Source organism: Sphingobium sp. Leaf26, from assembly GCF_001421665.1.
Taxonomy (GTDB): Bacteria; Pseudomonadota; Alphaproteobacteria; order Sphingomonadales; family Sphingomonadaceae; genus Sphingobium.
Genome location: NZ_LMKV01000031.1, coordinates 76,710 through 100,761 on the forward strand (window position 1 = coordinate 76,710; position 24,052 = coordinate 100,761).

Annotated in this window: 22 protein-coding genes; 10 read left to right on the forward strand and 12 right to left on the reverse strand. The window is 63.8% G+C overall.

The window, feature by feature from the left end; genetic code table 11:
• The first annotated feature begins 121 nt into the window (after positions 1-121).
• From ASE85_RS19945 to ASE85_RS19965, 5 genes are read left to right on the forward strand one after another with little or no spacing between them, the layout of a single operon-like run.
• Complete coding sequence (locus ASE85_RS19945; RefSeq protein WP_056692877.1) at positions 122-1,363, forward strand: hypothetical protein; 1,242 nt, start codon at positions 122-124, stop codon at positions 1,361-1,363.
• A gap of 31 nt (positions 1,364-1,394) precedes the next feature.
• Complete coding sequence (locus tag ASE85_RS19950; protein ID WP_235523627.1) at positions 1,395-2,543, forward strand: acyl-CoA dehydrogenase family protein; 1,149 nt, start codon at positions 1,395-1,397, stop codon at positions 2,541-2,543.
• 13 nt (positions 2,544-2,556) lie between these two features.
• On the forward strand, positions 2,557-3,723 hold the full coding sequence (locus ASE85_RS19955; protein ID WP_056692882.1) for an acyl-CoA dehydrogenase family protein: 1,167 nt from the start codon (positions 2,557-2,559) through the stop codon (positions 3,721-3,723).
• An 11-nt stretch (positions 3,724-3,734) separates the two neighbouring features.
• Positions 3,735-4,589: a MaoC/PaaZ C-terminal domain-containing protein gene (locus ASE85_RS19960; RefSeq protein ID WP_056692885.1), complete on the forward strand. Its 855-nt coding sequence runs from the start codon at positions 3,735-3,737 to the stop codon at positions 4,587-4,589.
• Entirely contained in the window at positions 4,589-5,827 is a 1,239-nt protein-coding gene (locus ASE85_RS19965; protein ID WP_056692889.1) for a spinster family MFS transporter, read from the forward strand. The genes ASE85_RS19960 and ASE85_RS19965 overlap by 1 nt, the downstream gene beginning before the upstream one ends.
• Positions 5,828-5,831: 4 nt before the next feature.
• On the opposite strand, the gene ASE85_RS19970 is transcribed toward ASE85_RS19965, so the two are convergent.
• Positions 5,832-6,455, reverse strand: a complete 624-nt coding sequence (locus tag ASE85_RS19970) for a glutathione S-transferase family protein (RefSeq protein ID WP_056692892.1) — start codon at positions 6,453-6,455, stop codon at positions 5,832-5,834.
• An 81-nt stretch (positions 6,456-6,536) separates the two neighbouring features.
• Between ASE85_RS19970 and ASE85_RS19975 the strand changes: the two genes are divergently transcribed.
• The 3 genes from ASE85_RS19975 to ASE85_RS19985 are packed head-to-tail and all read left to right on the forward strand — an operon-like array spanning position 6,537 to position 8,721.
• Positions 6,537-7,688, forward strand: a complete 1,152-nt coding sequence (locus tag ASE85_RS19975; RefSeq protein ID WP_056692896.1) for an acyl-CoA dehydrogenase family protein — start codon at positions 6,537-6,539, stop codon at positions 7,686-7,688.
• Positions 7,688-8,053, forward strand: a complete 366-nt coding sequence (locus ASE85_RS19980) for an EthD domain-containing protein (RefSeq protein ID WP_056692899.1) — start codon at positions 7,688-7,690, stop codon at positions 8,051-8,053. The genes ASE85_RS19975 and ASE85_RS19980 overlap by 1 nt, the downstream gene beginning before the upstream one ends.
• Positions 8,050-8,721, forward strand: a complete 672-nt coding sequence (locus ASE85_RS19985) for a nitroreductase (protein WP_056692901.1) — start codon at positions 8,050-8,052, stop codon at positions 8,719-8,721. The genes ASE85_RS19980 and ASE85_RS19985 overlap by 4 nt, the downstream gene beginning before the upstream one ends.
• A 50-nt stretch (positions 8,722-8,771) precedes the next feature.
• On the opposite strand, the gene ASE85_RS22700 is transcribed toward ASE85_RS19985, so the two are convergent.
• The 3 genes from ASE85_RS22700 to ASE85_RS20000 all read right to left on the reverse strand — a co-directional run bounded on the left by ASE85_RS22700 (position 8,772) and on the right by ASE85_RS20000 (position 10,402).
• Positions 8,772-9,221, reverse strand: a complete 450-nt coding sequence (locus tag ASE85_RS22700) for a TonB-dependent receptor plug domain-containing protein (protein ID WP_327196636.1) — start codon at positions 9,219-9,221, stop codon at positions 8,772-8,774.
• On the reverse strand, positions 9,197-9,421 hold the full coding sequence (locus ASE85_RS24115; RefSeq protein ID WP_056692907.1) for a hypothetical protein: 225 nt from the start codon (positions 9,419-9,421) through the stop codon (positions 9,197-9,199). Before ASE85_RS24115 ends, ASE85_RS22700 begins: the two co-directional genes overlap by 25 nt.
• A 126-nt stretch (positions 9,422-9,547) precedes the next feature.
• A complete protein-coding gene (locus ASE85_RS20000) occupies positions 9,548-10,402 on the reverse strand; it encodes an alpha/beta fold hydrolase (protein WP_056693142.1) in 855 nt (284 codons plus the stop codon).
• A gap of 159 nt (positions 10,403-10,561) precedes the next feature.
• On the opposite strand from ASE85_RS20000, the gene ASE85_RS20005 reads away from it, so the two are divergent.
• Positions 10,562-12,214 carry a M28 family metallopeptidase gene (locus ASE85_RS20005; protein ID WP_056693145.1) on the forward strand — a complete coding sequence of 551 codons (1,653 nt, stop codon included), beginning with the start codon at positions 10,562-10,564 and terminating at the stop codon, positions 12,212-12,214.
• A gap of 252 nt (positions 12,215-12,466) precedes the next feature.
• On the opposite strand, the gene ASE85_RS20010 is transcribed toward ASE85_RS20005, so the two are convergent.
• From ASE85_RS20010 to ASE85_RS20030, 5 genes are all read right to left on the reverse strand, one after another.
• Positions 12,467-14,575: a TonB-dependent receptor gene (locus ASE85_RS20010; RefSeq protein WP_235523633.1), complete on the reverse strand. Its 2,109-nt coding sequence runs from the start codon at positions 14,573-14,575 to the stop codon at positions 12,467-12,469.
• A 144-nt stretch (positions 14,576-14,719) separates the two neighbouring features.
• The gene (locus tag ASE85_RS20015; RefSeq protein ID WP_056692913.1) at positions 14,720-15,871 is read right to left on the reverse strand and encodes a hybrid sensor histidine kinase/response regulator; all 1,152 of its coding nucleotides are present in this window, start codon (positions 15,869-15,871) and stop codon (positions 14,720-14,722) included.
• Positions 15,868-16,443 (reverse strand): chemotaxis protein CheB, encoded by a 576-nt coding sequence (locus ASE85_RS20020; RefSeq protein ID WP_056692915.1) that lies wholly within the window; start codon positions 16,441-16,443, stop codon positions 15,868-15,870. Before ASE85_RS20020 ends, ASE85_RS20015 begins: the two co-directional genes overlap by 4 nt.
• Entirely contained in the window at positions 16,440-17,294 is an 855-nt protein-coding gene (locus tag ASE85_RS20025) for a CheR family methyltransferase (RefSeq protein ID WP_056692917.1), read from the reverse strand. Before ASE85_RS20025 ends, ASE85_RS20020 begins: the two co-directional genes overlap by 4 nt.
• Positions 17,279-20,722, reverse strand: coding sequence for a response regulator (locus ASE85_RS20030; RefSeq protein ID WP_082462945.1), 3,444 nt, complete (start codon positions 20,720-20,722; stop codon positions 17,279-17,281). Before ASE85_RS20030 ends, ASE85_RS20025 begins: the two co-directional genes overlap by 16 nt.
• A 308-nt stretch (positions 20,723-21,030) precedes the next feature.
• Here ASE85_RS20030 and ASE85_RS23235 point away from each other — a divergent pair, with 308 nt between their 5' ends.
• Positions 21,031-21,201: a hypothetical protein gene (locus tag ASE85_RS23235; protein WP_156358438.1), complete on the forward strand. Its 171-nt coding sequence runs from the start codon at positions 21,031-21,033 to the stop codon at positions 21,199-21,201.
• On the opposite strand, the gene maiA is transcribed toward ASE85_RS23235, so the two are convergent.
• The 3 genes from maiA to ASE85_RS20045 are packed head-to-tail and all read right to left on the reverse strand — an operon-like array spanning position 21,198 to position 23,972.
• Complete coding sequence (maiA, locus tag ASE85_RS20035; RefSeq protein WP_056692920.1) at positions 21,198-21,851, reverse strand: maleylacetoacetate isomerase; 654 nt, start codon at positions 21,849-21,851, stop codon at positions 21,198-21,200. The genes ASE85_RS23235 and maiA overlap by 4 nt on opposite strands.
• Before the next feature lie 42 nt (positions 21,852-21,893).
• Complete coding sequence (locus ASE85_RS20040) at positions 21,894-23,012, reverse strand: CaiB/BaiF CoA transferase family protein (protein ID WP_056692923.1); 1,119 nt, start codon at positions 23,010-23,012, stop codon at positions 21,894-21,896.
• 33 nt (positions 23,013-23,045) lie between these two features.
• Positions 23,046-23,972: a 3-keto-5-aminohexanoate cleavage protein gene (locus ASE85_RS20045; RefSeq protein ID WP_056692926.1), complete on the reverse strand. Its 927-nt coding sequence runs from the start codon at positions 23,970-23,972 to the stop codon at positions 23,046-23,048.
• Positions 23,973-24,052 lie beyond the last annotated feature (80 nt).

Below are 24,052 nucleotides of genomic sequence, written 5' to 3' on the forward strand. Positions count from 1 at the left end.
TAGGACGCATCCTAATTGTGATGTTGCAAACTATATGCTTCATCGCTTATTTGAGCGCAAGGGGACTGTCAACGGGCAGCACCCCGATCAGCCGACACGGGCTGTCAGGAAAGGGAGCAGGATGGCCGAGGAACTGTTCGAGAAGATGGCGCTGACGCCGGGGGACGAATATCCGTTCCACGCGACGCCCTATCCCATGTCCTATGTGCCCAACAGCGATCCGGCCTGGGACGATGGCTATTATTTCCTGGCCTATGATGTGGAGAGCGGTGCATCGGTGTGGACCGGCATGCGGGTCGCGGCCAACAGCAATATCATCGGCGGCTATGTGAACAGCAACCTGCGCGGGGTGCAGCGGGCGCTGCGCCTCAGCCGGGTATGGCGCGACGATTTTTCGGTGATGATCGGGCCGCTGCGCTACGAATTTGTCGAGCCGCTGAAGGCCATTCGCCTGATCTGCGAACCGAACGAGTCGGAGATCGCGTTCGACATCATGTGGCAGGGCCTGTCGCCCTGTCACCTCGCCATGCACCACCGCGCGGTGAAGGCCGGGCGATTCACCACCGACCAGAGCCGCTATCATCAGGTCGGGCGCTGTACCGGCTGGATGGAAGTGGCGGGCCAGCGGTTCGACATGCCGCAAGAGGCGCCATGGGGCGGATCGCGCGACCGGTCCTGGGGCATTTATGAAAGCCGCCCGCCGCTGGGCGCCGCGCCGCAATGGCTGCCGCCCGCCGAGCCGGTGGCGGTGCCGCGCGCGCTGCGCTTTTCGGCTTTCATCGAGGCAGAGGATATCTCCGCCTATTTCCATTTCCACGAAGGGCCGGACGGGCAGCGGCAGGTGCTGAACGATGCCTTCGGCGTCCCGTTCGAAGGGTCGATCGACTATGGCTGGGACGGCGGCAAGCTGGGGCTGGTCGATTATGACCATCAACTCAACTGGCGGCCCGGCACACGGTCTGTGACCGACGGCGTGGTGACGCTGACCGATGCAATGGGCGAGCGCTGGACGGTCGCGTTCGATTGTCCGCATCCGCCCCATGTGCTGGGGCAGATCGGCTATCATGTCGGTGCCTGGCATGATGGCGGCACGATCCACACCTGGCATGGCCGCAGTCCCGCGATGGAATGGGACGAATATGATTTCTCGCACCAACCCTGCGACCACCGCTTCCCCGGCAATGGCGAGACGAAGACCGTCTATGGCGTCGAACATTATGCGCGCGTCACGCTGACCGCGCCGGATGGCCGGGTGCGCCATGGCCGATCGCAGTTCGAGGTGTTCCTGAACGGCCGATACGCCCCCTACGGTTTCGAAGCGCAGGGCAATCATGGCGGCCTGACCGGGCGCGGCATCGCCTGACATTCCCAATTCCGACACGGAGAGACGCAACGTGAAGACCCTACCCCGCCCCATCTATGGCGAAGAGCATGAAATGTACCGCGACGCGGTACGCCGCTTCATCGAGAACGAAATCACCCCCTATCACCGCCAGTGGGAAGAAGATGGCGTGGTGTCGCGCGAGGTCTGGCGCAAGGCGGGCGCCGCCGGCTTCCTCTGTTCCAACGCGCCGGAAGAATTTGGCGGGGCGGGTGCGGACTATAAATACAACGCCGTCTTCACCGAGGAACTGGGCTATGCCGGGGCGACCGGGCCGGGCTTTGCCGTGCATAGCGACATGGCGGCCAACTATATCCTGAATTTCGCGAGCGATGAGCAGAAGGCGCGCTGGATTCCCGGCATGGCGTCGGGCGAGACGATCGCGGCGCTGGGCCTGAGCGAACCGGGGGCTGGCAGCGACCTGAAAGCGATCAAGACCAGCGCGGTGCGCGATGGCGACGATTATGTCATCAACGGCCAAAAGACCTATATTTCCAATGGCCAACTGGCCAGCATCGTGATCCTTGCCTGCAAGACCGATCCGGCCGCCGGCGCGCGGGGCATGAGCTTCATCGTCGTGGAGACGGACCGGCCGGGCTTTTCACGCGGGCGCAATCTGGAGAAATTCGGGCTTCTGGCGCAGGATACGTCCGAACTTTTTTTCTCCGACGTGCGCGTGCCGGTGACCAACCGTATCGGCGCGGAGGGTCAGGGCATGGGCATCGCCGTGCATAATCTGGCCGAGGAACGGCTGTCGATCGCGGTCCACGCGATCGGCATGTGCAAGGGGATGCTGGACACGACCATCGCCTATACCAAGGATCGGATGATCTTCGGCAAGCCGGTGTCGGATTTCCAGAATACCCGCTTCAAGATTGCGGAAATGGTGGCGCAGACGCAGGCGATGCAAGTGTTCGTCGATCGCTGCGTCGAACTGGCGGTGGATAGGGCGCTCGATAATGAGACGGCGGCCATGGCCAAGATGCTGGCGGGCGAACTGCAATGGCGGATCGCCGACGAATGCCTGCAATTCTACGGCGGCGCCGGCTACATGCTGGAATATCCCATCGCCCATGCCTTCATCGACAGTCGTATCCGCAAGATTGCAGGCGGATCGTCCGAAGTGATGCGCGAAATCATCAGCCGCAAGATCTTCGCCTGAAAGGGGACCAGTCATGGAAATCGAACTGAATGAAACCCAGCACTCGGTCCGCGAGGGCGTGGGCCGTATCGTCGACCAGTTTGGCGACGAATATTGGTCGAAACTCGACCAGAGCGGCGATTTTCCGCATGAGTTCCATGCCGCACTGGCCAAGGGTGGCTATCTGGGCATCACCATGCCGGAGGAACTGGGCGGATCGGGCCTGGGCGTCACCGAAGCGGCGATCATGATGAACCGCATCTGCCAGGGATCAGGCGGCTATTCGGCGGCGTCGACAATCCACCTCAACCTGTTCGGGCCGCATGCCGTGGTCGTGTTCGGCACGGCCGAGCAGAAGGAGCGGATGCTCAAACCCCTGATCGCAGGCACGGACAAGGCCTGTTTCGGCGTGACCGAACCGGACGCGGGGCTGGATACGACCAGCATCAAGACCTTCGCGACCAAGGTGCCCGGCGGATACCGGATTACGGGCCGCAAGATCTGGACGTCATCGGGGCAGGTTGCCAACAAGATCGTGATTCTGGCGCGTACGACGCCCAAGGATCAGTGCAAACGCCCGACCGACGGCATGAGCTTCTTTTACACCGACCTAGACCACAGCAAGATCGAAGTGCGGCGTATACCGAAAATGGGTCGCAACGCCGTCGATTCCAACACGACCTTCATCGACGATTATTTCGTACCGGACGAGGATCTGATCGGCGAGGAGGGCAAGGGCTTCCATTATATCCTGCATTCGCTCAACCCCGAACGGATATTGGTCGCGGCCGAAGCGATCGGCAATGGTCAGGGTGCGCTCAAGCGGATCGCGCAATATGCGCAGGATCGCCATGTGTTCGGCCGGCCGATCGGCATGAATCAGGGTATCCAGCATCCGCTGGCCGAAAGCTGGATGGCGCTGGAATCCGCCTTCTGGATGGTGATGCGGGCGGCTTGGCTCTATGATGCGGGCAAAAGTTGCGGCGCGGAGGCGAACAGCGCCAAGTTCCTGGCCGCGCGCGCCGGTTTCGACGCCTGCACGCGCGCTGTGATGTTCCACGGCGGCATGGGCTATTCCAGGGAATATCAGGTCGAACGCCTGTTCCGCGAAAGCATATTGCTGCGCATCGCGCCCGTGACGGAACAGATGATCATGAGCTTCATCGGCGAGAAGATTCTTGGCCTGCCGAAAAGCTATTGAAGGAATAGTCCATGAACCTCGATACAGTCGTCAATCGTCACTTTCCCGATACCGAACAAAGCTACACCAGTCGGGATACGATCCTCTATGCGCTAGGCGTCGGTTTCGGATCGGAGCCACTGGACGCCGGCCATATCGACTATCTGTTCGAGGAGCGGCTGAAGGCATCGCCCACTTATGCCAATGTTCTGGGTCATCCGGGCATGTGGGCGCGCGACCCCGAATATGGCATCGACTGGAAAAAGCTGCTCCACGCCGAACAGCGACTGGAGATGCACGCGCCGCTGCCGCCGGAAGGCCGGATCAGGGCCAGCCATCATATCATGGGCGTCCGCGACATGGGTGATCGCGGGGCGATGCTGCACCAACGCAAGCAGGTGACGGATGCGCAGAGCGGACAGGCGATCGCGACCGTCACCAATACGCTGATGCTGCGGGGCGATGGCGGTTGCGGCGACTGGGGCGAGGTGCCCGCCGACCTCGCGAAATTGCCGGACAGTGCGCCGGACAACACGGTGGAGGTACAGGCGACCGAAATCCAGCCGCTCATCTATCGCCTGTCGGGCGATCTCAACCCGCTGCATATCGACCCGGACGTGGCGAAGATCGCAGGCTTCCCCCGGCCGATCCTGCATGGCCTGTCGACCAAGGGCATGGCCGGCTATGCGCTGCTCAGGCAATTTTGCGACATGGACCCGGCGCGGCTGGGGGCGATGGCGGTGCGGTTCAGCCGGCCGGTGCTGCCGGGCGACCGCATCCGCTTCGAATTTTGGGGCAGCGGGCCGGGCACGGTGCATTTCCGCGCAGTCGTGCCCGATCGCGACGATCTCATGGTATTGGATCGCTGCACGGCGGAGATCAAGTGATGCGTCGCGGCGGCGCCTGGGTGGCGCTGGCGCTGCTCGCGGCGATGAACCTGATGAACTATTATGACCGGCTGCTGGTGGTCGTCCTGTCCCAGCCGTTGCGGCTGGAATTTGCGCTGAGCGATACGCAATATGCGCTGCTGACCGGGCCGGCCTTCATACTGGTCTATGCCGTCGCCAGCCTTGTCTTCGGGCGGCTGGCGGACAGTCGCGGGCGGCGCGGGCTGATCGCCTTCGTCATCGCCCTGTGGAGCGTGATGACGGCGCTGTGCGGTTTTGCCAAGAGTTTCACGCTGCTCGCGATCGCGCGGGCGGGCGTGGGCATTGGCGAAGGGGGTGCCAATCCGGCGGGCATGTCTTTGCTGAGCGATCATTTTCCACCACAGCGCCGGGCGCTGGCGCTCGCTCTGTTTCAGGTGGGCGGCAATATCGGCATGCTGGCGAGCTTCGTCACGGCGAGCTGGATCGCCACCCATCATGGCTGGCGCGCCGCCTTCTGGGTGGCGTCGGTGCCCGGCATGATCCTGGCCGCGTTGATTTTCTTTTGCATGCCGGACGCGCCGCGTGGGCAATATGATGGCGATGGGGAAGAACCCGCCCCGCTTGGCCAGACGCTGTGGCAATTATGGAGCAACCGGGCCTATGTCTGGCTGTGCGCCGCGGCCAGTTTCGGCGTATTCAGCAGCCTGGGCATGCTGATCTGGCTGCCGCAATATTTCATCCGCCTGCATGGCATGGCGCAGCAGCAGGTCGGTTTCCTGTTCGGGCCGGCGGCAAGTTTCGGCCTGATTGCGGGCATGCTGGCCGGCGGCTGGCTGGGCAACCGGTTGGCCGCGCGCCATCTGGCGGCGCCGGTTTGGATCTGCATCGTCGCCAATATGGCTCTGGTGCCGGTGTTGCTGACCATGTTGTGGAGCGGATCGACCGGGGTGGCGCTGGGCGCCTGCTTTCTCGCCATGGGACTGGCGGTGATCTATGCCCCGGCCTTTCAGGCGACGATGCAAAGCGTCTGTTCCGCCCGCCAGCGCGGCATGGCCGGGGCCTGTTCCAATGTCCTGAACGCGCTGATCGGCCAGGGTCTGATCCCGCTGTTCGTCGGCATGCTGAGCGATCGGCTCATGCCCGCCTATGGTGCGGAAAGCCTGCGCTGGGCGCTGACCGTGGCGACCGGCTTCACCCTGTTGTCGGGCCTGCTGTTCATGGTCGCCGCACGCCATGTGCGGCGACGCTGCGGCTGAGGCTTCAGGCGGTCAGCAGGGCGCTCTCGTCGATCGCCTGCACCCGCTGCCAGGCCGGCCGCGCCGTGCAGCGCGCCAGCCAGTCGGCAATGGCGGGGAAGCGCCCCATGTCGATGCGCGGTGCGATGCCAGCGATCGGGAAGGCGGTGTTGATGTCGCCCAGGGTGAAGGCATCGCCCGCGACATAGGCATGGCCTGCCGCCAGATGCTGCTCCAATGCGCCCAGCGTGTCGGTCACGCCTGCCAGACAAGCGCCGACGACCGCGCCGTCGGGCGCCTCCCCCGCTTGGGCCGCGCGGCGGATTTCCCGGACCATGATGCCGAAGTGAAACTCGACCTCCGTGATCGCCCAACTGGTCCATTGGTCCATCCGCGCGCGTTTGCGGGCATGGGTCGGCACCAGTGCGTTGGGCGTCAGCGTCGCGAGATAGGCGGTGATCGCCACCGATTCCGTCAGGATGAAATCGCCATCGACCAGCACCGGCACTTTGCCCATCGGGTTGAGCGTAAGGAAATGCGCAGCCTTGCTGTCAGGCACCGGCAATTGGCGATAGGGCAGGCCCAGTTCCTCCAGCGCCCAGAGGCACCGCGCGACGCGGCTAGGCTTGGTTCCATATATTGTCAGCATTTCTCTCTCCCGACTTGACCGCAATTTAACATGCTGGTGTAATATATGCTAGCGAATAACATGGAATCATCGGGAGGATATATGGCCTATCAGTCAACGGAGTCGCTCTGGACGCCCGAACATCAGATTTTCCGGGAAACGGTGCGTCATTTCATCGCGACGGAAATCGAGCCGCATGTCGACCAGTGGGTCGAGGATCATGCGATCCCGCGCAGCTTCTGGACCAAGGCAGCCGAGGCGGGCCTGCTGGGCGTGGATGTTCCCGAAGCCTATGGCGGGCCGGGCGGCGATTTCCTGCATCGGCTCGTGATCGCGGAGGAGATCGGTTATAGCGTGGCCGGCGCGGCGATGGCGCCGTCGCTGATCGCCGATGGTACCTGCGAAATCCTCTACCGCTCCGCCAATGAAGAGCAGCGGCAAAAATATCTGCCGGCCATGGTGCGCGGCGAAATGCTGTTCGGCCTGGCCATCACGGAGCCGGACAGCGGCAGCGACGTATCCTCGATCCGCACCACCACGCGGCGCGAGGGGGATGAATATGTCATCACCGGCGCCAAGACCTATATCTCGCAGGCGTCGATCGCCGATGCCTTCATGGTGGTCGCCCGGACCAGCGACACGCCTGGGTCCAAGGGCCTGTCGATGATCATCGTCGAGGCCGATCGCCCCGGCTTCAAGCGCGGCCATGCACTCAAGAAGATGGGCGTCAATGCCTCCAACACCGGCGAGATCAGCTTTGACGAAGTGCGCGTGCCGGTGAGCAATTTGCTGGGCGAGGAAGGGCGCGGCATGGCGCTGTGCCTGGGCGGCGTGAACATGGACCGGATCACCTGGCCGTTGATCGCCCATGCCGCGTCGCAGCGGGCACTGGAGGAGACGATCGACTTCGTGAAGAACCGCAAGGCGTTCGGCCAGACCATCTTCGATTTCCAGAATACGCAGTTCAAGCTGGCGGAAATGAAGACGGAACTGGCGGTCGGCCGCGCCTTCCTGGACGATGTCATCCGCGACTATCGGGCGCAGGGCCGGCTTGATACGCTGAAATGCGCGATGGCGAAGATGTGGCTGCCCGAAATGGAAGGGCGGATCATGGACACATGCGTCCAGTTGCACGGCGGCGCGGGATATATGGACGAATATCCGGTGTCGCGCCTGTTCACCGCCGCGCGCCTGCATCGCATCTTTGCCGGCACGGCGGAGATCATGCGCGTGATCGTCGCCCGGTCGCTCTGATGTTCAAGGTGATCCTGCTGGCGAAAAAGCGCCCGGACATCAGTTTTGCGGCGTTTCGCGATTATTATTCCAACCATCATGTGCATCTGATGAACCGTCTGCTGGCCCATGGCGCGGCGATCCACCGGCGCAATTTCGTCATCCATCCCGACCCGGACAATCCCGGCGCATATGACGTGATTTCCGAGGTCTTCTATGAGGACAAAGCCACGGCGGAGGCGACGATGCGGGAAATGGCGGACCCGGACGTGCATCGACAGCGGATCGCCGATGAGACAGAATTTCTGCTGCCGGACTCGGTGCGCGTCTTCATGGTCGAGGCGGACATGACGATATTCCGGCCGATGGAGGGGATGAAGCCGTGAATGTGACAGAGGCCGTGACTACGCGGCGGTCGATCCGCCAGTTCCTGCCCGATCCGGTCGATCGGGCGGTGCTGGAACGGGTGCTGGACAAGGCGCAGCGGTCGCCATCGGGCGGGAACCTGCAACCCTGGAACGTGCATGTCGTGGGCGGCGATACGCTGGCCCGGCTGTGCGACGATCTGGCCACTATGCTGCCGCAGGGACGCGCCGCGCATAATGGCGATTATATCATCTACCCCGAAGCGCTGGCGGGCCGCTATGTCGCCAGCCGGCATGAGGTGGGCGAGAGCATGTATGCGGCGCTGAAGGTCGCGCGAGAGGACAAGGCCGGGCGGCTGGCCCAGTTCGGGCGCAATTATCGTGCATTCGGCGCGCCGTTACTGATGCTGGTGCATATGCCGCGCTATATGGGGCTGCCGCAATGGGCCGATGTCGGCATGTGGCTGCAAAGCCTGATGTTGTTGCTGCGCGAGGAAGGGCTGGACAGTTGCGCGCAGGAGGCATGGGCCGTCTATCAGCAGCAGATCCGCGCCCATGTCGCCATACCGGACGATCATATCCTCTTCTGTGGCCTGTCCGTGGGCTATCGCGACCCGGATGCGCCGGTGAACAGCTTTCCGGTGTCGCGCGTGCCGCTGGAGCAGGTGGTCACCTTCATCGACACATGAAGGTCACTAAAGACGCAAGCCCTACCGTTCGCCCAGTCTGAAGCCCAGCGTCACGGCATAGGTGCAGGGCGGCGCATGGAACGCATTATCGCCTCATCATGGATGGCGCCGTTGAGCGCGGCGGTGGTGCTGCGCACGGCCAGCGGTTCGAACGCGGCCTTGGAAAGGAAATAGAAGAGGCCCGTCGTGCCATAGGCCTTGGCGGAATAGGCATCGTAATTGGCATAGCCGACCTCGCCATCGACGATGGTGATATGGGACGGCTTCCTGGTGATGATCTGGATCAGGCCACCCGTGGCGTTGCGGCCGAACAATGTGCCCTGCGGTCCCTTCAGCACCTCGATACGCTCGATATCGTTGAAGATCAGATTCATGCCGGAGAGCGTCGCGATATAGACGCCATCAACATAGGTGGCGACACCGGTTTCATCGCCGGGCGCCGAGTTCTTGGACCCTACGCCGCGCAGATAGGGGGCTATGGTGCTGCGTTCGCCACCCAGCGACCGGCCGGGGTGACATCGGCAAGCTGCGTCGTTCCCTCGAACCCCGCCTTCACCAACCCGTCGCCAGTGATCGCCGCCACCGCGATCGGCATTTTCTGGAGAGATTCCGACCGACGTTGTGCGGTGACGACGATGTCGCCGATGCTGCCTTCCTGCGCCACATCGCCGGTGCCCGTCTGGGCAAGGGCGGGCGCCATTGCCAACATCATAGAACCACCGGCAAGGTCGCCACCAGGCCTGTCTTCACCGCCATCCCATTATCCCATATCGCTATTCTATTATGCTGGTATATTATATGTGCGTTATCAATGCTGTTCGGGTTTTTATGCCTGCCCGAAACGGATGCGATGCAGGAAGTCGAGCACGCCGTCATTGAAGGCATCGTTGCGGTCGCCTGCGACCATATGGCCAGCTTCGGGCACGCAATGGACTTCTGTCTGCGGGACCAGCCGGACCAGTTCCGCAACCCCTTCATCATCCACGATATCGCTCTTGCCACCGCGCACCAGCAATGTGGGAATATGGATATGGCTGCTGGCGGCCAGCAGATCCTCCGTCCAGGCAGGCGGTTCGGCGCTGGGGCGGGCCGCCATCATGCGCGGGTCCCAATGCCAGTAGAGCCGGCCATCGGCACGCAGGCGCAGATTTTTCATCAGACCGGACGGATCACGCCGCCCCTTGCGCTCCGGATTATAGCCGACCACGGCGGCCAGTGCTTCCTCGATATCGGCGAAGCCGCGATCATGGGCCATCATGAAGGCCTGGATTTTCTGAACACCCGCCGCCGCCGGGCGCAGGACGATGTCCACCAATATCAGTGCGGTCGCCTGTGGCGCCTGCCCCATGCCGGCCGCATAGAAGCTGGTCATGCCGCCCATCGATGCGCCCACCAGCGCGACCGGCCGGCGATCGCCGATGACCGTCTGCAAATCCGCCCCGCGAGCCTTGAGCGAATAGTCGCCGCTGTCCGCCCAATCGCTGTCGCCATGACCGCGCGCATCGAAATTGATGACATGATAGCCCTCTCCCATCATGCGACGCATCGCCCCCGACCAACTGTGGCGCGTCTGCCCGCCGCCATGCAGCAGCATGATCGTGGCGGCATCCACCGGACCGCCGACATCGGCCACCAGCGTCAGGCCATCGCGCGTATGATATTCGCGCCGGGTCATATCCATCGCTTCAACCTCTCCTGCCATCGCCATGCACTACAGGCTTTCCATAAGATGTGCTAGCGTACTTTGTTTCGTTGCATATCGGTAGAAACCATGTCGACATCCGCCGTCCGATCGGCATGATTCCGACTCACCGCGCAGCCCTGCGCCAAGGAGTTGAATATGTTACCCTCTTTATCGTTCGTTCGCCCGCTGATGCTGGCCGGTTTGCTGTCGACATCGGCCATCGCACTGGCGGCGCCACCCAGCTTCGACGTCACCCGTGTCAGCACAGACATCAAGACGCTGGCGAGCGACGCATTTGAGGGCCGCGGCCCGGCGACCCGCGCCGAGGTGAAGACGATCGACTATATTGCCGCGCAGATGGAGGCGGCGGGGCTGAAGCCGGCCGGCCCCAAGGGTAGCTGGTTCCAGGACGTGCCGCTGCGGATGTCGAACATCACCGGCACGCCGACCCTGTCGATGGCGATCGGCGGCAGCGCCCAACCGCTGACGCAAGGCGGCGAGATCGCGGTGCGCGCGGCGGAAACCGGCCAGTCTTCGGTCAAGTTCACCGACTTGCCTCTCGTCTTCGTCGGCTATGGCGTGAAGGCGCCGGAACGCGGCTGGGACGATTTCAAGGGCGTGGACCTGAAGGGCAAGATCATGGTCGTGCTGGTCAACGACCCCGATTTCGAGGGCGGCGAAGGCGATTTCGGCGGCAAACTGATGACCTATTATGGCCGTTGGACCTACAAATATGAGGAAGCGGCGCGACAGGGCGCGGCCGGCGTGCTGGTGGTGCATGAAAGCGAGCCGGCCTCCTATGGCTGGGCCACGGTCAAGAACAGCAATACCAACACCATGTTCGACATCGTCCGCGCCGATCCCAAGGCCGCCCATAGCCAGATGGAAGGATGGGTGCAGAAGGATCTGGCGGCGAAGCTGCTGGCCGCGTCCGGCGTCGATTTCGAGGCGGCGAAGGCAGCGGCGCGCAAGAAGGATTTCAAGCCCATCCCGCTCAAAGCCACGATGAGCGCCGACTATGCGGTGAAGTCGGAGATCATCACATCGCACAATGTCGCGGGGCTGGTGCAGGGCAGCACATATCCCGACGAGACGGTGATCTATTCGGCGCATTGGGACCATCTTGGCATCGGCGCACCCGATGCGAAGGGCGACACCATCTATAACGGCGCAAAGGACAATGCGTCGGGCACGGCCGCGCTGCTGGAACTGGCGCGCGCCTATGCCAAGGGGCCGAAGCCCGAGCGGACCGTGCTGTTCCTGGCGGTGACGGCCGAGGAGAAGGGCTTGCTGGGGTCTGAATATTATGCCGACAATCCGCTGCGGCCGCTGGCGACCACGGCCGGTGTCGTCAATATGGACGGGCCGTTCGGCATGGAAAAGACGAGCAATTTCAGCATTTCGGGCGCGGCGAAGCTGGACCTGCTGACCATGCTGACGCAGGAAGGCGAGAAACTGGGCCGCCATTACACGCCGGATGCGCGACCGGAAGCGGGCAGCTTCTACCGCTCCGACCATTTCCCGATGGCCAAGCGCGGCGTGCCGGCCATTTCCTTCAATCCGGGGCGTGAACTGGTCAATGGCGGGGCCGAACGGGGCAAGGCGTTGCAGGACGCCTATACCAAGGATCGCTATCACCAGCCGGCGGATGAATATGACGCCAACTGGGATACGAGCAGTTGGGTCGGCGACCTGACCCTGCTCTATAATGTGGGACGGCGCGTGGCGGACAGCCATGACTGGCCCAACTGGTCGACGGACAGCGAATTCCGCGCGACCCGCGACACCACGGCGGCGCAGCGGAAGTAAGAGCGCGCGATAATATAGCCCCGGTCAGTTCGGCCCGATTGCCGATACTGACCGGGAAGGATTATGGCGGGACGCCAGAGCATCGTGCGGAAAAGTGGGAACCGGTTTTCGCTTAAAACGGTGCGAAAACAAAAAACTGGAGCGCGCGACCTGCATCGGATTTAACGCAGCGCGCTCTAGAGGATGGGCTGAAGACCCTCGCCCGCTGTCGGCCCCGCCTTCAGCCCCGGCAGCTTATTGTCTTCGCTAAGGCTAGAAACGATAGTCCCAGGACAAGGTAAAGTTGCGACCGCGCCCGGCGAAATAATGGGCGTTGTCGTTCGGGCGGACGGTCTGGCTGTAATAGTCGATATAGAAGGTATCGAAGATATTCTGCGCCGCCAGCGTCAGCGCGCCGAAACCGGTCTGGTAGCGCAGCGACAGGTCGGTCACGTCATAGCCGTCGAACCGATAGAGCGGATTGTAATTGCCCGGCGCGCGCTCGAACTGGCGGGCGAGGAAGAATTGAGTCTGGATGCGCGCGGACAGCGGGCCGTTCACATAGCTGGCCGCGACGTTCAGGCGATCAGGCGAAATGTTCGCGCCATCAAGGTCGCGATCCACCTTGTCCATGCCGTCCGTCGCATTGCCGTCGGTGCGACCGATCAGATGGGCATAGCCGGTCGACAGGGTTAGGCCCGGCAGCGGCGTCTTGACGCTCAGGTTGAGTTCGAGGCCCTGGATTTCCACGCGCTGGCGCTGGATTTCGAACGGCGCGCCGATCGCAGTCTGGACCAGTAGCGATCCATTCTTGCTGGTCGACCAGAAATAGGCGGCGCTGGCGTCGAGTGGTCCGCGCTTCACTTCCACGCCGATTTCGCGGTTGTTGGATACAATCGGTTCGATGTCCACATAATCGTCGATGTCGACATTGGGTTGCCCCACCGCGCGGGCGATGCGGCCGACGTCCGGCACGGTATACCCTTCGGCGTAGCTGGCATAGGCGCGGATGCCGGCCCATGGCTCCAGGATCACGCCGCCGTTGATCAGCGTGTCACTGAACCGCGGGGTGCCGCCGGACACCGTAAAGCCGCCATAGCTGGCCAGCGTGGCGTAATCGTCGATACTGATTTTCACATCTTCATGCCGCACACCGGCGGCGATGCGCAGCTTCTTGTCGAACAAGGCGAGGTTGGCCTGCGCGAAGGGCGCGATGCTGCGATAGTCGGTCGGCGGCACCCAGCTCCGTGCCGTAGCGATCAGCCGCTGTTCGGTGAGGTCGTAAAGCGCATCGACGCCAACGATCGCGGTCAGCGCCTCGAAACCGGGGATGGTGCGTTCATAGCTGAGCTTGCCACCATATTTGCGGCTGCGGTTCTGCGACTGGTCGAACAGGCTGCCGATCGGCGCGAGCGCGATATCCTGGAAGGTCGCGATCGGCGCGATTTCACCGCCATAGGTGTCGCGCGACCGGTTGAAGAAGATTTGCGCGATCAAATTGCCGCCGGCCAGATCGGTATCGGTCAAGGTGAGCGCCACGCTTTCGGTGCGGCTGGTGGCGGGTACGCCGGGCGGGGTGCCGCGCACCGATGTCGTCGGCCGGTCGATCAGATAATTGCCGTTGGAGGCGATATAGTCGCCCTCCCCCTTCAACTGGAAGCGGCTCATGGTGAGGTCGAGGCGGGCGGTGTCGCTGAGCGCATAGCCGAAGCGGCCGAACAGCGACCAGCTAAGGCTGTCCTGCGTTTCACCCTGGGTCAGGTCCGTGCCGACGCGATTCCCATGGCCGTCGTAGAAGGTGCCGCGCTTCTCATAGGCCGCGCCCACCATCGCGTCCCAGCGGCCGCCGCGCCAGGCGAGCAGGCCCGCAACCTTGCCGCCGATGCCGTCGCCATGGAAGCCGGTGTCGGCATTGCCCTGCACCAGCATGCGGCCAGACAGGCCATCGCTCTTCGCCGGTGCGGCCGTCACCTGATTGACGATGCCGCCAGTGCCGCCGATTCCCTGCAAGGCGTTGGAGCCATAGATCAGTTCGACCCGATCCACGAAGAAGGGGTCGATGGTGAAGCCGTCGCGGGCGCCATCACGCAATGGCGCGGTCTGCGGGATGCCGTTGATGGCATAGAGCGGCGATCGGCCGCGCAGGGTTTCGCCAGCGCCGGACAATTTCTGGCGCGTGGGCGAGAAGGAAGGGGTCAGCGTCGACACCGCGTCCACGATCGAGCCGCCGATCGCGACCTGCTGGTTCAGCGTTTCCTGGTCGATCACGTCGATCGTCAGCGGTAGCGCATTGGCCGGCAGCACCGACCGGGCGGCGGTCACGACGATGTCGTCCGCTTCGGCGGCATGCACCGACGGCGCAATGGCAGCGACGGAGAGCATCGTCGTGCTGAACAGGTTGGCGACGCGATTCTTCATTATTTTCCCCCTTGCGGATGCGCCGGTCCGCTAAAGGAGTCATCAGGCTGTTGCAAGTCATTAGCATCGCATTGGATGCGGGAAGCAGCAGACTGTGGCCAAAAGGGATCAGGCTACCAGCGCCTCCACCGTGGGAAGTCGGACCTGGAAGACGCTGCCTTCGCCGGGCACGCTCTGCTTGAGCGAAAGGCCGCCGCCGTGCAACGCGACCAGTTGCCGCACCAGCGCGAGGCCGATACCCAGCCCGTCCTGCGGGTCGCCATTGGGCTTCTTGACCTGTGCGAACAGGTCGAAGATGCGCGCCTGCATGTCGGCCGGGATACCGATGCCGGTGTCGGCCACCTCTATTTCCGCCCAGCCATCGACCACCCGCGCGGTCAGGCGGACCTCACCTCCGGCGGGCGTATATTTGGCCGCGTTATTGAGCAGGTTGGCAACGATCTGGACGATGCGGGCATAGTCGGCGTCGAGCCAGACCGGCTCGTCGGTGATGTCGAGCACCAGCCGGTGCTGCGCCGCCTCGATCGCAGGCTGGCACGTCTCCACCGCGAAGCCGAGCGTGTCCTGAAGCGAAATACGCTGCGTCTTGAGCGAAATCTTGCCCTGGTCGATGCGGGCAATGTCCAGAATATCCTCGATCAGGCGGGAGAGATGCTGGACATGGCGGTCCATGCGGCCCCGTATTTCGCGCACGGCGTCGGTGCCTTCGCGCCGTTCCAGCAGATGCAGGCCGGCAGCCAGCGCGGCGATCGGATTGCGCAATTCATGACCGAGAATCGCAAGAAATTCATTCTTGCGCCGGTCGGCCGACTGCAAAGCGGCGGCCAGTTTCGCCATTTCGTCGCGCTGCGCCACGATCTGCCGCCGCTGCTCATGCAGGTCGAAGAAGACGGCGGCCTTGGACCGCAATATGTCGGCCTCGATCGGCTTCTGGATGAAGTCCACCGCGCCGGCCTCGTAGCCGCGAAAACGGCGTTGCAGGTCGGTGGTGCCGGCGGTTACGAAGATGATCGGGACATGGCGGGCGCGTTCGTTGCCGCGCATATATTCGGCCAGTTCGAAACCGTCCATGCCGGGCATCTGCACATCCAGCAGGGCCAGCGCGACGTCATGGACCAGCAGCAGTTCCAGCGCTTCTTCGCCCGATCGGGCCTTTAGACAGACGAGGCCGTCGCGCCGGAGCAATGCTTCCAGCGCGAGCAGATTTTCCGCCAGGTCGTCGACCAGCAGGCAGTAGATGGGGTCCGTCTCGCTCGTCATGTCGTCGCCAGTGTCAGAAGATAGGGAATAAGATCGTCCAGGGTCATCACGCGCGCGGAGGGACAGGCCGCGAGCGCCGCTTGCGGCATGGTGGGCACCTGTGCGTCGGCCGGATGCTGCACGATGGCGATGCCGCCGGCATCGGCCACGGCCTTCAGGCCTGCCGCACCGTCATGATTGGCGCCGGTCAGGACGATGCCCGCCAGCGCCGGACCATAGGCATCGGCCGCGCTTTCCAGCAGCACGTCGATGGCCGGGCGGCTGTGATTGACCGGCTCGTCCATCGACAGCGACAGCGACCGGTCCGCCTCCACCAGCAGATGATAATCGGACGGCGCAAAATAGACGGTGCCGGACTGGATCGGCTCCTTGTCGTCCGCCTCCCGCACCGCGATCGGGCATTTCGTCGCAAACAAAGCCACCAGCGCATTGCTGCGGTCGGGGGGCACATGGACGACGATCAGCAGCGGGATCGGAAAGTCGGCCGGCAGCGCGGGCAGGATGCGGAGCAACGCCTGCACTGCGCCCGCCGATGCGCCGATCGCGATGGCTTCGATGGGCGGCCTGCTCATGCGTCCTGCCTCTGGTAGATTTTTTCCTCGCGCACGAAATCGGCGAAGGCGGTCGCATGGGCGGAAAAGCGCAGGCTTTCCTTGGAGCCGAGGCCAAGAAAGCCCTTGCGCGCGAGGGAATCGCGGAACAGGCCGAGCGCCCGGTCCTGCAACGCCCGGTCGAAATAGATCAGCACGTTGCGGCAGGAAATCAGGTGCATTTCGGCAAAGACCGCGTCCGTCACCAGACTATGGTCGGAAAACACCACCCGCGATCGCAGGCTCTTGTCGAAGACGGCGCGGCCGTAATCGGCGGTATAATAGTCGGATAGCGACGATCGGGCGCCGGACTTCTGGTGGTTTTCGGTGAATTTGCGGATCTGATCGAGCGGGTAGACCCCGGCCTCCGCCGCCCGCAGCGCATCGGGATTGATATCCGTCGCATAGAAAAGCGTGCGCTGGTCCAGCCCCTCCTCACGAAACAGGATGGAAAGGGAATAAAGTTCCTCGCCATGGCTGCACCCTGCGACCCAGACCTTGAGCGAGGGATAGGTGCGCAGATGCGGGATCACCTTTTCCCGCAGCGCACGGAAATAGCTTGGGTCGCGAAACATCTCGCTGACCTGCACGGTCAGATAGTTGAGCAGGCGCGGCAGCGTGGCGGGATCATGCAGCAGATGATCCTGCATCACCGAAAAGCTGGCAAAGCCCATCTGGCTGCGCGCCTGGAGCAGGCGGCGCTTGATCGAGGCACGCGAATAATGACGGAAATCATAATGATAGCGCTGATACAGCGCCTCCAGCAGCAGCTGGATCTCGATATCCTCGACCCCGTTCTGAATCACACCGTCGGACACTAGCGCGGCATCCATACCCGGACCAGCGACAGCAATTTGTCGACGTCGATCGGCTTTGCCATATAATCGTTTGCCCCCGCCTCCAGACAGCGTTGCTGGTCGTCGGGCATAGCCTTGGCCGTCAGCATAAGGATCGGTAACGCAGACCAGCGCGTGTCGTTCCGGATCGCGCGCGTAGCGGTCAGCCCGTCCATCACCGGCATCATCACGTCCATCAGCACCAGGTCGATCGCCTTGGCCGGATCATCCGACGCGGCGGCGAGCGCATCCAGCGCCTCCTGCCCGTTGCGGGCGATCTGCACCGCCGCGCCGCGCGGTTCCAGCACGCTGGTCAGCGAATAGACGTTGCGCACGTCATCCTCCACGATGAGGATGCGGCGGCCCTCCAGTGCGGCATCGCGGTTGCGCGCCTTCTGGATCATCTTGCGCTGTTCGGGCGGCAGTTCGGACACGACCTGATGCAGGAACAGGGACACCTCATCCAGCAGGCGCTCGGGCGACTTGGCCCCCTTTATGATGATCGAGCTGGAATAGCGGCGCAGGCGCTGCTCATCGTCGGGCGACAGGTCGTGGCCGGTATAGACGATCACCGGCGGGAAGCCATGATCGCCCTCTTCGCTCAGCGTTTCCAGCAGCTTGAAGCCGGAGGTGTCGGGCAGCGTCAGGTCCAGCACCATGCAGTCGAACGTCTGCTGGCGCAGTTGCTCCAGACATTCCGCCGCACTGCCGACGCCGACCGTCTCGACATCGTCGGTCAACAGCAGCTTGCCGACCGCGTCGCGCTGGACCGGATCGTCCTCCACGATCAGGACGCGGCGCACACGGGTCGCCAGCTTTGCCTGCAAGCCCTGTAGCACCTCGGCCAGTTGCGCGCGCTTCACCGGCTTCACCAGATAGCCGACCGCGCCTAGCGAGAGCGCCGCCTGGCTATGGTCGGAGGCGGACACGACATGGATCGGGATATGGCGGGTCGCATCGTCATGCTTGAGCCGGTCGAGCACGGTCAGCCCCGACTGGTCGGGCAGGCCAAGGTCGAGCACGACGGCGCTGGGCATATAGTCGCGGGCGAGGCGCACGGCTTCCTCGGCGGTGCCGGCGATGATGCACTGGAACCCCATGTCGCGTGACAGGTCGCGCACGATGGAGGCGAACACCTCGTCATCCTCGATCACCAGCAGCAGGCGACGCCCTTCGGCGATGGAGGCGCGGTCATCCTCCAGCGTCCAGTCGGAAGCTGGCGTGCTACGGGCGGCGGACGGGGCGGCGGAGGGAACAACCGGCGCGGCATCGATACGCGCGAGCGCCGTGGTTTCGTGCGGCGCATCCTTGGCGGGGGCGAGCGCCAACGGCACGGTCAGGGTGAAGAGGCTGCCCTTGCCCTGTTCGCTTTCCAGCGTGATGCCACCACCCAGCAGGCGGGCGAGCTGGCGCGAGATGGACAGGCCAAGGCCGGTGCCGCCATAGCGCCGGCTGATCGTGCTGTCGGCCTGATGGAAAGCCTCGAAAATATGGCCCTGCTGTTCGGGCGACATGCCGATGCCGGTGTCGCGCACGGCGAGCGACAGCCCGCCACCCTGCGCCGGAGACAGGGTCAGGCTGACCTTGCCCTGCTCGGTGAATTTGAAGGCGTTGGACAGCAGGTTCTTGAGGATCTGTTCGATCCGCATCCGATCCGTCTGGATCGCGCGGGGGCAATCGGGCGCCATCTCGATCTCGAACGCCAGTTCGCGGCTTTCGGCGATCGGCTGGAACATCTGGCGCAGGTCGCTGGCCAGCCGTTGCAGCGGCATGGTTTCGGACTGGACCTGAATATGGCCAGCCTCGATCTTCGACAGGTCGAGAATGTCGTTGATGAGCGTGAGCAGGTCATTGCCGGAGGATTCAATGGTCCGCGCGAACTTGACCTGATCGGCGGACATATTGCCGTCCGGATTGTCACCCAGCAGCTTGGACAGGATCAGCAGCGAATTGAGCGGCGTGCGCAATTCATGCGACATATTGGCCAGGAAGTCGGACTTATACTGGCTGGCCTGTTCCAGTTCGCGCGCCTTGATATTGAGGGTGCCGGCGGTACGCTCCAATTCGTCGCGCTGATTTTCCAGCGTCTGGGCCTGTTCCTCAAGCTGGCTGTTGGTCTGTTCCAGTTCGACCTGCTGCTGTTCGAGGCGGACCTGGGATTCCTTGAGCGCGCGGCCCTGCTCCTCCAGTTCCTCGTTGGAAACGCGCAATTCCTCGCTTTGCGCCTGCAATTCGCCCGACTGGCGCTGGGTTTCCTCCAGCGCGTCCTGCAAGCGCGCACGGAAGCGGGCGGATCGCAGCGCGATGCCGATCGCCGGCGCCGCCTGTTCCAGCAATTGCATCGTGGTCGCGTCGACCGGCTGGAAAAAGCCCAGTTCCATGACGGCATTGACCACCTCGTCCGCCTTGGCCGGTACGATCACCAGATGGCGGGGCCTGTCGCGGCCCAGCGCGGAGCCGATGGTCAGATAGCCATCGGGAATATCCTGAATGACGAGCGGCTGACCATCCGCCGCGACCTGCCCCAGCAAGCCTTCCTTGACCAGGAAGCCGTCGGGCAGTTGCGCATCGGACGGGATGCCCAGCGTGGCGGCCCGCTGGAAGCGGCCGCCTTCGCCCTTGAACAAGGCACCGCCCTGAAAGCCCAGATAGCGGGCGAAGAAGGTCAGGATCGCCTCCCCCAGTTCCTCGATCGACTTTTCACCGCGCATCGCGGCGGAAAGGCCCAACTGCCCGGCCTGTAACCATTGCTGGCGGATGCGGGCACGGTTGGCGATGCGCATCAGGATGAAGATGGCAAGGGCCAGGCCCATGCCGATCAGGCTGGTGACGATGCCGCTGGTGATCGCCGTCTGCGACGCGACCGCCATGTCCTCCAGCCGGATGGCGCGCAGGCGCAATTCTTCCTGCGCCATATTGTTGAGTTGCGCCCGGATGGCGTCCATCTCGATCTTGCCGCGATCGGTGGTCACCACCGCCAGCGCGGCGGCGATGCCCCTGCTTCGACGCAGATCGACGGTTTCGCGCAGTTCGGCCAGCTTGGCATCGACATGGCGTTTGAGCACGGTGACATTGGCCTGTTGCGCCGGATTGTCCCGCGTCAGCGTGGCGACCGCCTCCATCCGTGCCGTCAGCGCTGCGACCGCACTGTTATAGGGTTCCAGATAGGCCTGGGCGCCGGTCAACAGATAGCCGCGCTGCCCCGTTTCCGCATCCTGCGCGGTCGAAAGCAGTTCGTCGAGCGCGATCAGGACGGCATGGGTATGGCGGACCGCCACGTCGCTGTCGCGCAGGGTCTGGATATTGCGATAGGCGATCGTGCCGCTCACCGCGAAAAAGCCAAGGCCGATCAGCAGCCCCAGCGTCGACCAGATGGATGCGCGCGTCAGCGAAAGCGAGCCGAAAGCGGTTTTAATCGTTGCCATGGCCCATCGCCTATACAGGTGTCCCGGCCCCGACTAGCGATTGTTTCGCCGTCAGCGCAAGCCTTGTCCCCGCCGATCGTCATGAACCTGATCTGCATCAATGAACTTTCCCTCTTGCCTGCGGAAACGGCCGGGCGTCTAAGCTCCGTAATCGTCATGGCGTTAAATCTGTTCGTCGATCGCCTGTGACGGCCCACCCGGCGAATGGCGATCGTGTGGGAGCGAAAGGCTGGCCGCCGCCCGGTCCATGGCGGAAGTGGTGAAGGTACTGCGCCAGACCGCCCGGTCCGCGATCGGAGCGGAGGGCGATGATGGCGCCCATCGGTCGCCCGGCTCCGGTCGCCGCCCTGGACGCTTATTGGTCGCATAGCGGCGGCCATGACCAGGCGACGATCGACCGGCTGGAGGGGCTGGCCAGCCTGCGCACCACTCCGCTGTTCGCGCCGATCAGCATCGCAGCGGCACCGCGCATGGATTAACCCGCGTCGGCCTGCCTGTCGGGATGGGCGGCGGCAACGGCTGGTTCCGCGCGGACGCGCTCGACGGCTTCGACCAGCCGGGGAAAGGCGCTGACGTCCACGCCGAAGCGCTCGGCCGAATAGAGCTGCGGCACGATATGGCAATCGGCCAGCGTCAGACGATCACCGAAGCAGAAGCGGCCGCCATGGCGCGCCACCAGCGTTTCGAGGGCGCCGAAACCCTGGCTGATCCAATGGGCGATCCAGTCCTTCACCGCATCCGGCGAAGCGCTGAGATCGTCGCGCAGGCGGTCGAGGACGCGGACATTGTTGAGGGGATGGATGTCGCAGGCGACCAGCATCGCCATGGCGCGCACCACCGCCCGGTCGATCGCGCTGCCGGGCAACAGCGGCGGATCGGGATAGCGCTCCTCCAGCCATTCGATGATCGCGCCGGACTGGGTGAGGACATGGCCCTCCACCTCCAGCGCAGGGACCAGCCCCTGCGGGTTGAGCGCCAGATAATCGGGCGACCGCTGTTCACCGGTCCGCAGGTCATGGCTTACCTGATGGTAGCGCACCCCCTTTATGTTGAGGGCGATGCGGGTGCGATAGCTGGTGCCCGAACGCCAATAGCCGTGCAGGATCAGGGCGGGGTCATGCGTGTCCATGGCCGCAGGATAGCCGCCGCCGCCGTCCGCGCCAAGCGTGGATCAGCCGCCGGCAGGCACGCGCCAGACCGGGTCGATCGCGTCCAGCGCCAGTTCGCTGGCCGGCGGCGGGCTGGCGATCGCACCGGGGGTACGGCTGAAGCGGGGCGCGGGCATGGGCTGCGCCACGCCGCCCGGATCGCCGAACATGCTTCGCGCCTGCGCATGGGGATGGACCGCCGCCTCGTCGGGCGAAAGGACCGGCGTGACGCAGGCATCGCGATCGGAGAAGACCGCTTCCCAATGGGCGCGGCTCTGGCTGGCGAAAATGGTAGCGAAGCGCGCCTTCATGTCCGGCCAGGCGGCGCGGTCATGCTGACGCGGCAGGTCGGCGGGATCAAGGCCAAGGCCGGCGAGCAGATCGGCATAGAATTTGGGTTCGATCGACCCCACCGCCATATATCCCCCACCCGCCGTCCGGTAGACGTCATAGAAGGGCGCGCCGCCATCCAGCAGATTGTCGCCGCGCTTGTCGCTCCAGCGGTTCATCGACCGATAGCCGTGGATCATGGTCGCCAACAGCGCGGTGCCCTCGGTCATGGCGGCGTCCACCACCTGCCCCTGACCGCTCGCCCGCGCTTCCAGCAGGGCGCAGGTGATGCCGAACGCCATCAGCATGCCGCCGCCGCCCATGTCGGCGACCATGTTGAGGTTGGGCAGCGGAATCTCATCCTCCCGTCCGCACAGCATCAGACTGCCCGACATGGCGAAATAATTGATGTCATGCCCGGCCAGATGCGCCATCGGCCCATCCTGCCCCCAGCCGGTCATCCGCGCATAGACCAGCGCCGGATTGCGGGTAAGGCAGATGTCCGGGCCAAGGCCGAGCCGCTCCATCACGCCGGGGCGATAGCCCTCCAGCAGCACATCGGCGGCATCGACCAGCGACAGGAGTTGCGCCACGCCCTCGGCGCTCTTGAGGTCGAGGCTGACGATTTCCCGCCCGCGATGGAGCAGATTCTTCTCCGGGTCGATCGGCGGGACCATCGGCGGCGCACCGGCCCGTTCGACCCGCAGCACCGTCGCGCCCATGTCCGCCAGCATCATCGCGCAGAAAGGACCGGGGCCGACCCCCGCCACTTCCAATATCTTCACCCCGACCAGCGGCCCGCGTCTGTCCATGCTCACCCCATTCCCCTATCATGCCATGCCGCGTCAGATGGCAGTGCGGTCCCCACCCTTCAGATGCAGGATCGCACGCGCTTCGTCCGGGGTGGCGACCGAAAGGCCCATGCCCTCGATGATCGCGCGGGCGCTCGCCACCTGTTCCGCATTGCTTTGCGCCAGTCGCCCCGGCCCGCCCCACAGCGAATCCTCCAGCCCGACGCGGACATTGCCGCCCATCGACGCCGCCATGGCGACGATGCCCATCTGCCGCGCCCCCGCGCCCAGCACCGACCATATATACTGATCGCCGAATAACCGGTCGGCGGTGCGCTTCATGTGCATCACATCGTCGGGATGGCTGCCGATGCCACCCAATATGCCGAAGCAGGTCTGGACGAACAAAGGCGCCTTCACGAGGCCCCGATCGAGGAAATGGGCCAGATTGTAGAGATGGCTGGTGTCATAGCATTCAAATTCGAACCGGGTGCCGAGCGGGCTGAGCAATGCCAGCAGCCCTTCGATATCCTTGTACGTATTCTTGAACACCAGGTCGCGCGATGCCTCCAGCAACTGCGGTTCCCAGTCATGCTGCCAGTCCTTGTAGCGATCGAGCATGGGGAACAGGCCAAAGCCCATGCTGCCCATGTTGAGCGAGACGAGCTCCGGCTGGAACCGTGTCGCCGGGCGCAACCTTTCCTCCAGCGTCATCGACGGATGGCCGCCGGTGGTGAGGTTGATGACCGCGTCGCTGCGCTGCCTGATGACCTGAAGGAAGGGCTCGAACAGGTCGGGATTCTGGTCCGGGCGGCCATCGACAGGGTTGCGCGCATGAAGGTGGATGATCGCCGCGCCGGCCTCCGCCGCGCCGATCGCCGCCTGCGCGATCTCCTCCGCCGTCACCGGCAAATGCGGCGACATGCTGGGCGTATGGATCGCGCCCGTTACCGCGCAACTGATGATGACCTTCTTCGCCAACGCCCTCTCCTTGCGACTCTTTATGCTGGCCGACTGCCATGCTGCAATTCTTACCATAATGACAATTATGATATGCATGC

Coding starts and splice junctions, on each gene's coding strand:
- ASE85_RS19945 (WP_056692877.1), top strand. CDS start 122: ATGGCCGAGGAACTGTTCGAGAAGATGGCGCTGACGCCGGGGGACGAA.
- ASE85_RS19955 (WP_056692882.1), top strand. CDS start 2,557: ATGGAAATCGAACTGAATGAAACCCAGCACTCGGTCCGCGAGGGCGTG.
- ASE85_RS19960 (WP_056692885.1), top strand. CDS start 3,735: ATGAACCTCGATACAGTCGTCAATCGTCACTTTCCCGATACCGAACAA.
- ASE85_RS19965 (WP_056692889.1), top strand. CDS start 4,589: ATGCGTCGCGGCGGCGCCTGGGTGGCGCTGGCGCTGCTCGCGGCGATG.
- ASE85_RS19970 (WP_056692892.1), bottom strand. CDS start 6,455: ATGCTGACAATATATGGAACCAAGCCTAGCCGCGTCGCGCGGTGCCTC.
- ASE85_RS19975 (WP_056692896.1), top strand. CDS start 6,537: ATGGCCTATCAGTCAACGGAGTCGCTCTGGACGCCCGAACATCAGATT.
- ASE85_RS19980 (WP_056692899.1), top strand. CDS start 7,688: ATGTTCAAGGTGATCCTGCTGGCGAAAAAGCGCCCGGACATCAGTTTT.
- ASE85_RS24115 (WP_056692907.1), bottom strand. CDS start 9,421: ATGGCGCCCGCCCTTGCCCAGACGGGCACCGGCGATGTGGCGCAGGAA.
- ASE85_RS20000 (WP_056693142.1), bottom strand. CDS start 10,402: ATGGATATGACCCGGCGCGAATATCATACGCGCGATGGCCTGACGCTG.
- ASE85_RS20005 (WP_056693145.1), top strand. CDS start 10,562: ATGTTACCCTCTTTATCGTTCGTTCGCCCGCTGATGCTGGCCGGTTTG.
- ASE85_RS20010 (WP_235523633.1), bottom strand. CDS start 14,575: ATGCTCTCCGTCGCTGCCATTGCGCCGTCGGTGCATGCCGCCGAAGCG.
- ASE85_RS20015 (WP_056692913.1), bottom strand. CDS start 15,871: ATGACGAGCGAGACGGACCCCATCTACTGCCTGCTGGTCGACGACCTG.
- ASE85_RS20020 (WP_056692915.1), bottom strand. CDS start 16,443: ATGAGCAGGCCGCCCATCGAAGCCATCGCGATCGGCGCATCGGCGGGC.
- ASE85_RS20025 (WP_056692917.1), bottom strand. CDS start 17,294: ATGGATGCCGCGCTAGTGTCCGACGGTGTGATTCAGAACGGGGTCGAG.
- ASE85_RS20030 (WP_082462945.1), bottom strand. CDS start 20,722: ATGGCAACGATTAAAACCGCTTTCGGCTCGCTTTCGCTGACGCGCGCA.
- ASE85_RS23235 (WP_156358438.1), top strand. CDS start 21,031: ATGATGGCGCCCATCGGTCGCCCGGCTCCGGTCGCCGCCCTGGACGCT.
- maiA (WP_056692920.1), bottom strand. CDS start 21,851: ATGGACACGCATGACCCCGCCCTGATCCTGCACGGCTATTGGCGTTCG.
- ASE85_RS20040 (WP_056692923.1), bottom strand. CDS start 23,012: ATGGACAGACGCGGGCCGCTGGTCGGGGTGAAGATATTGGAAGTGGCG.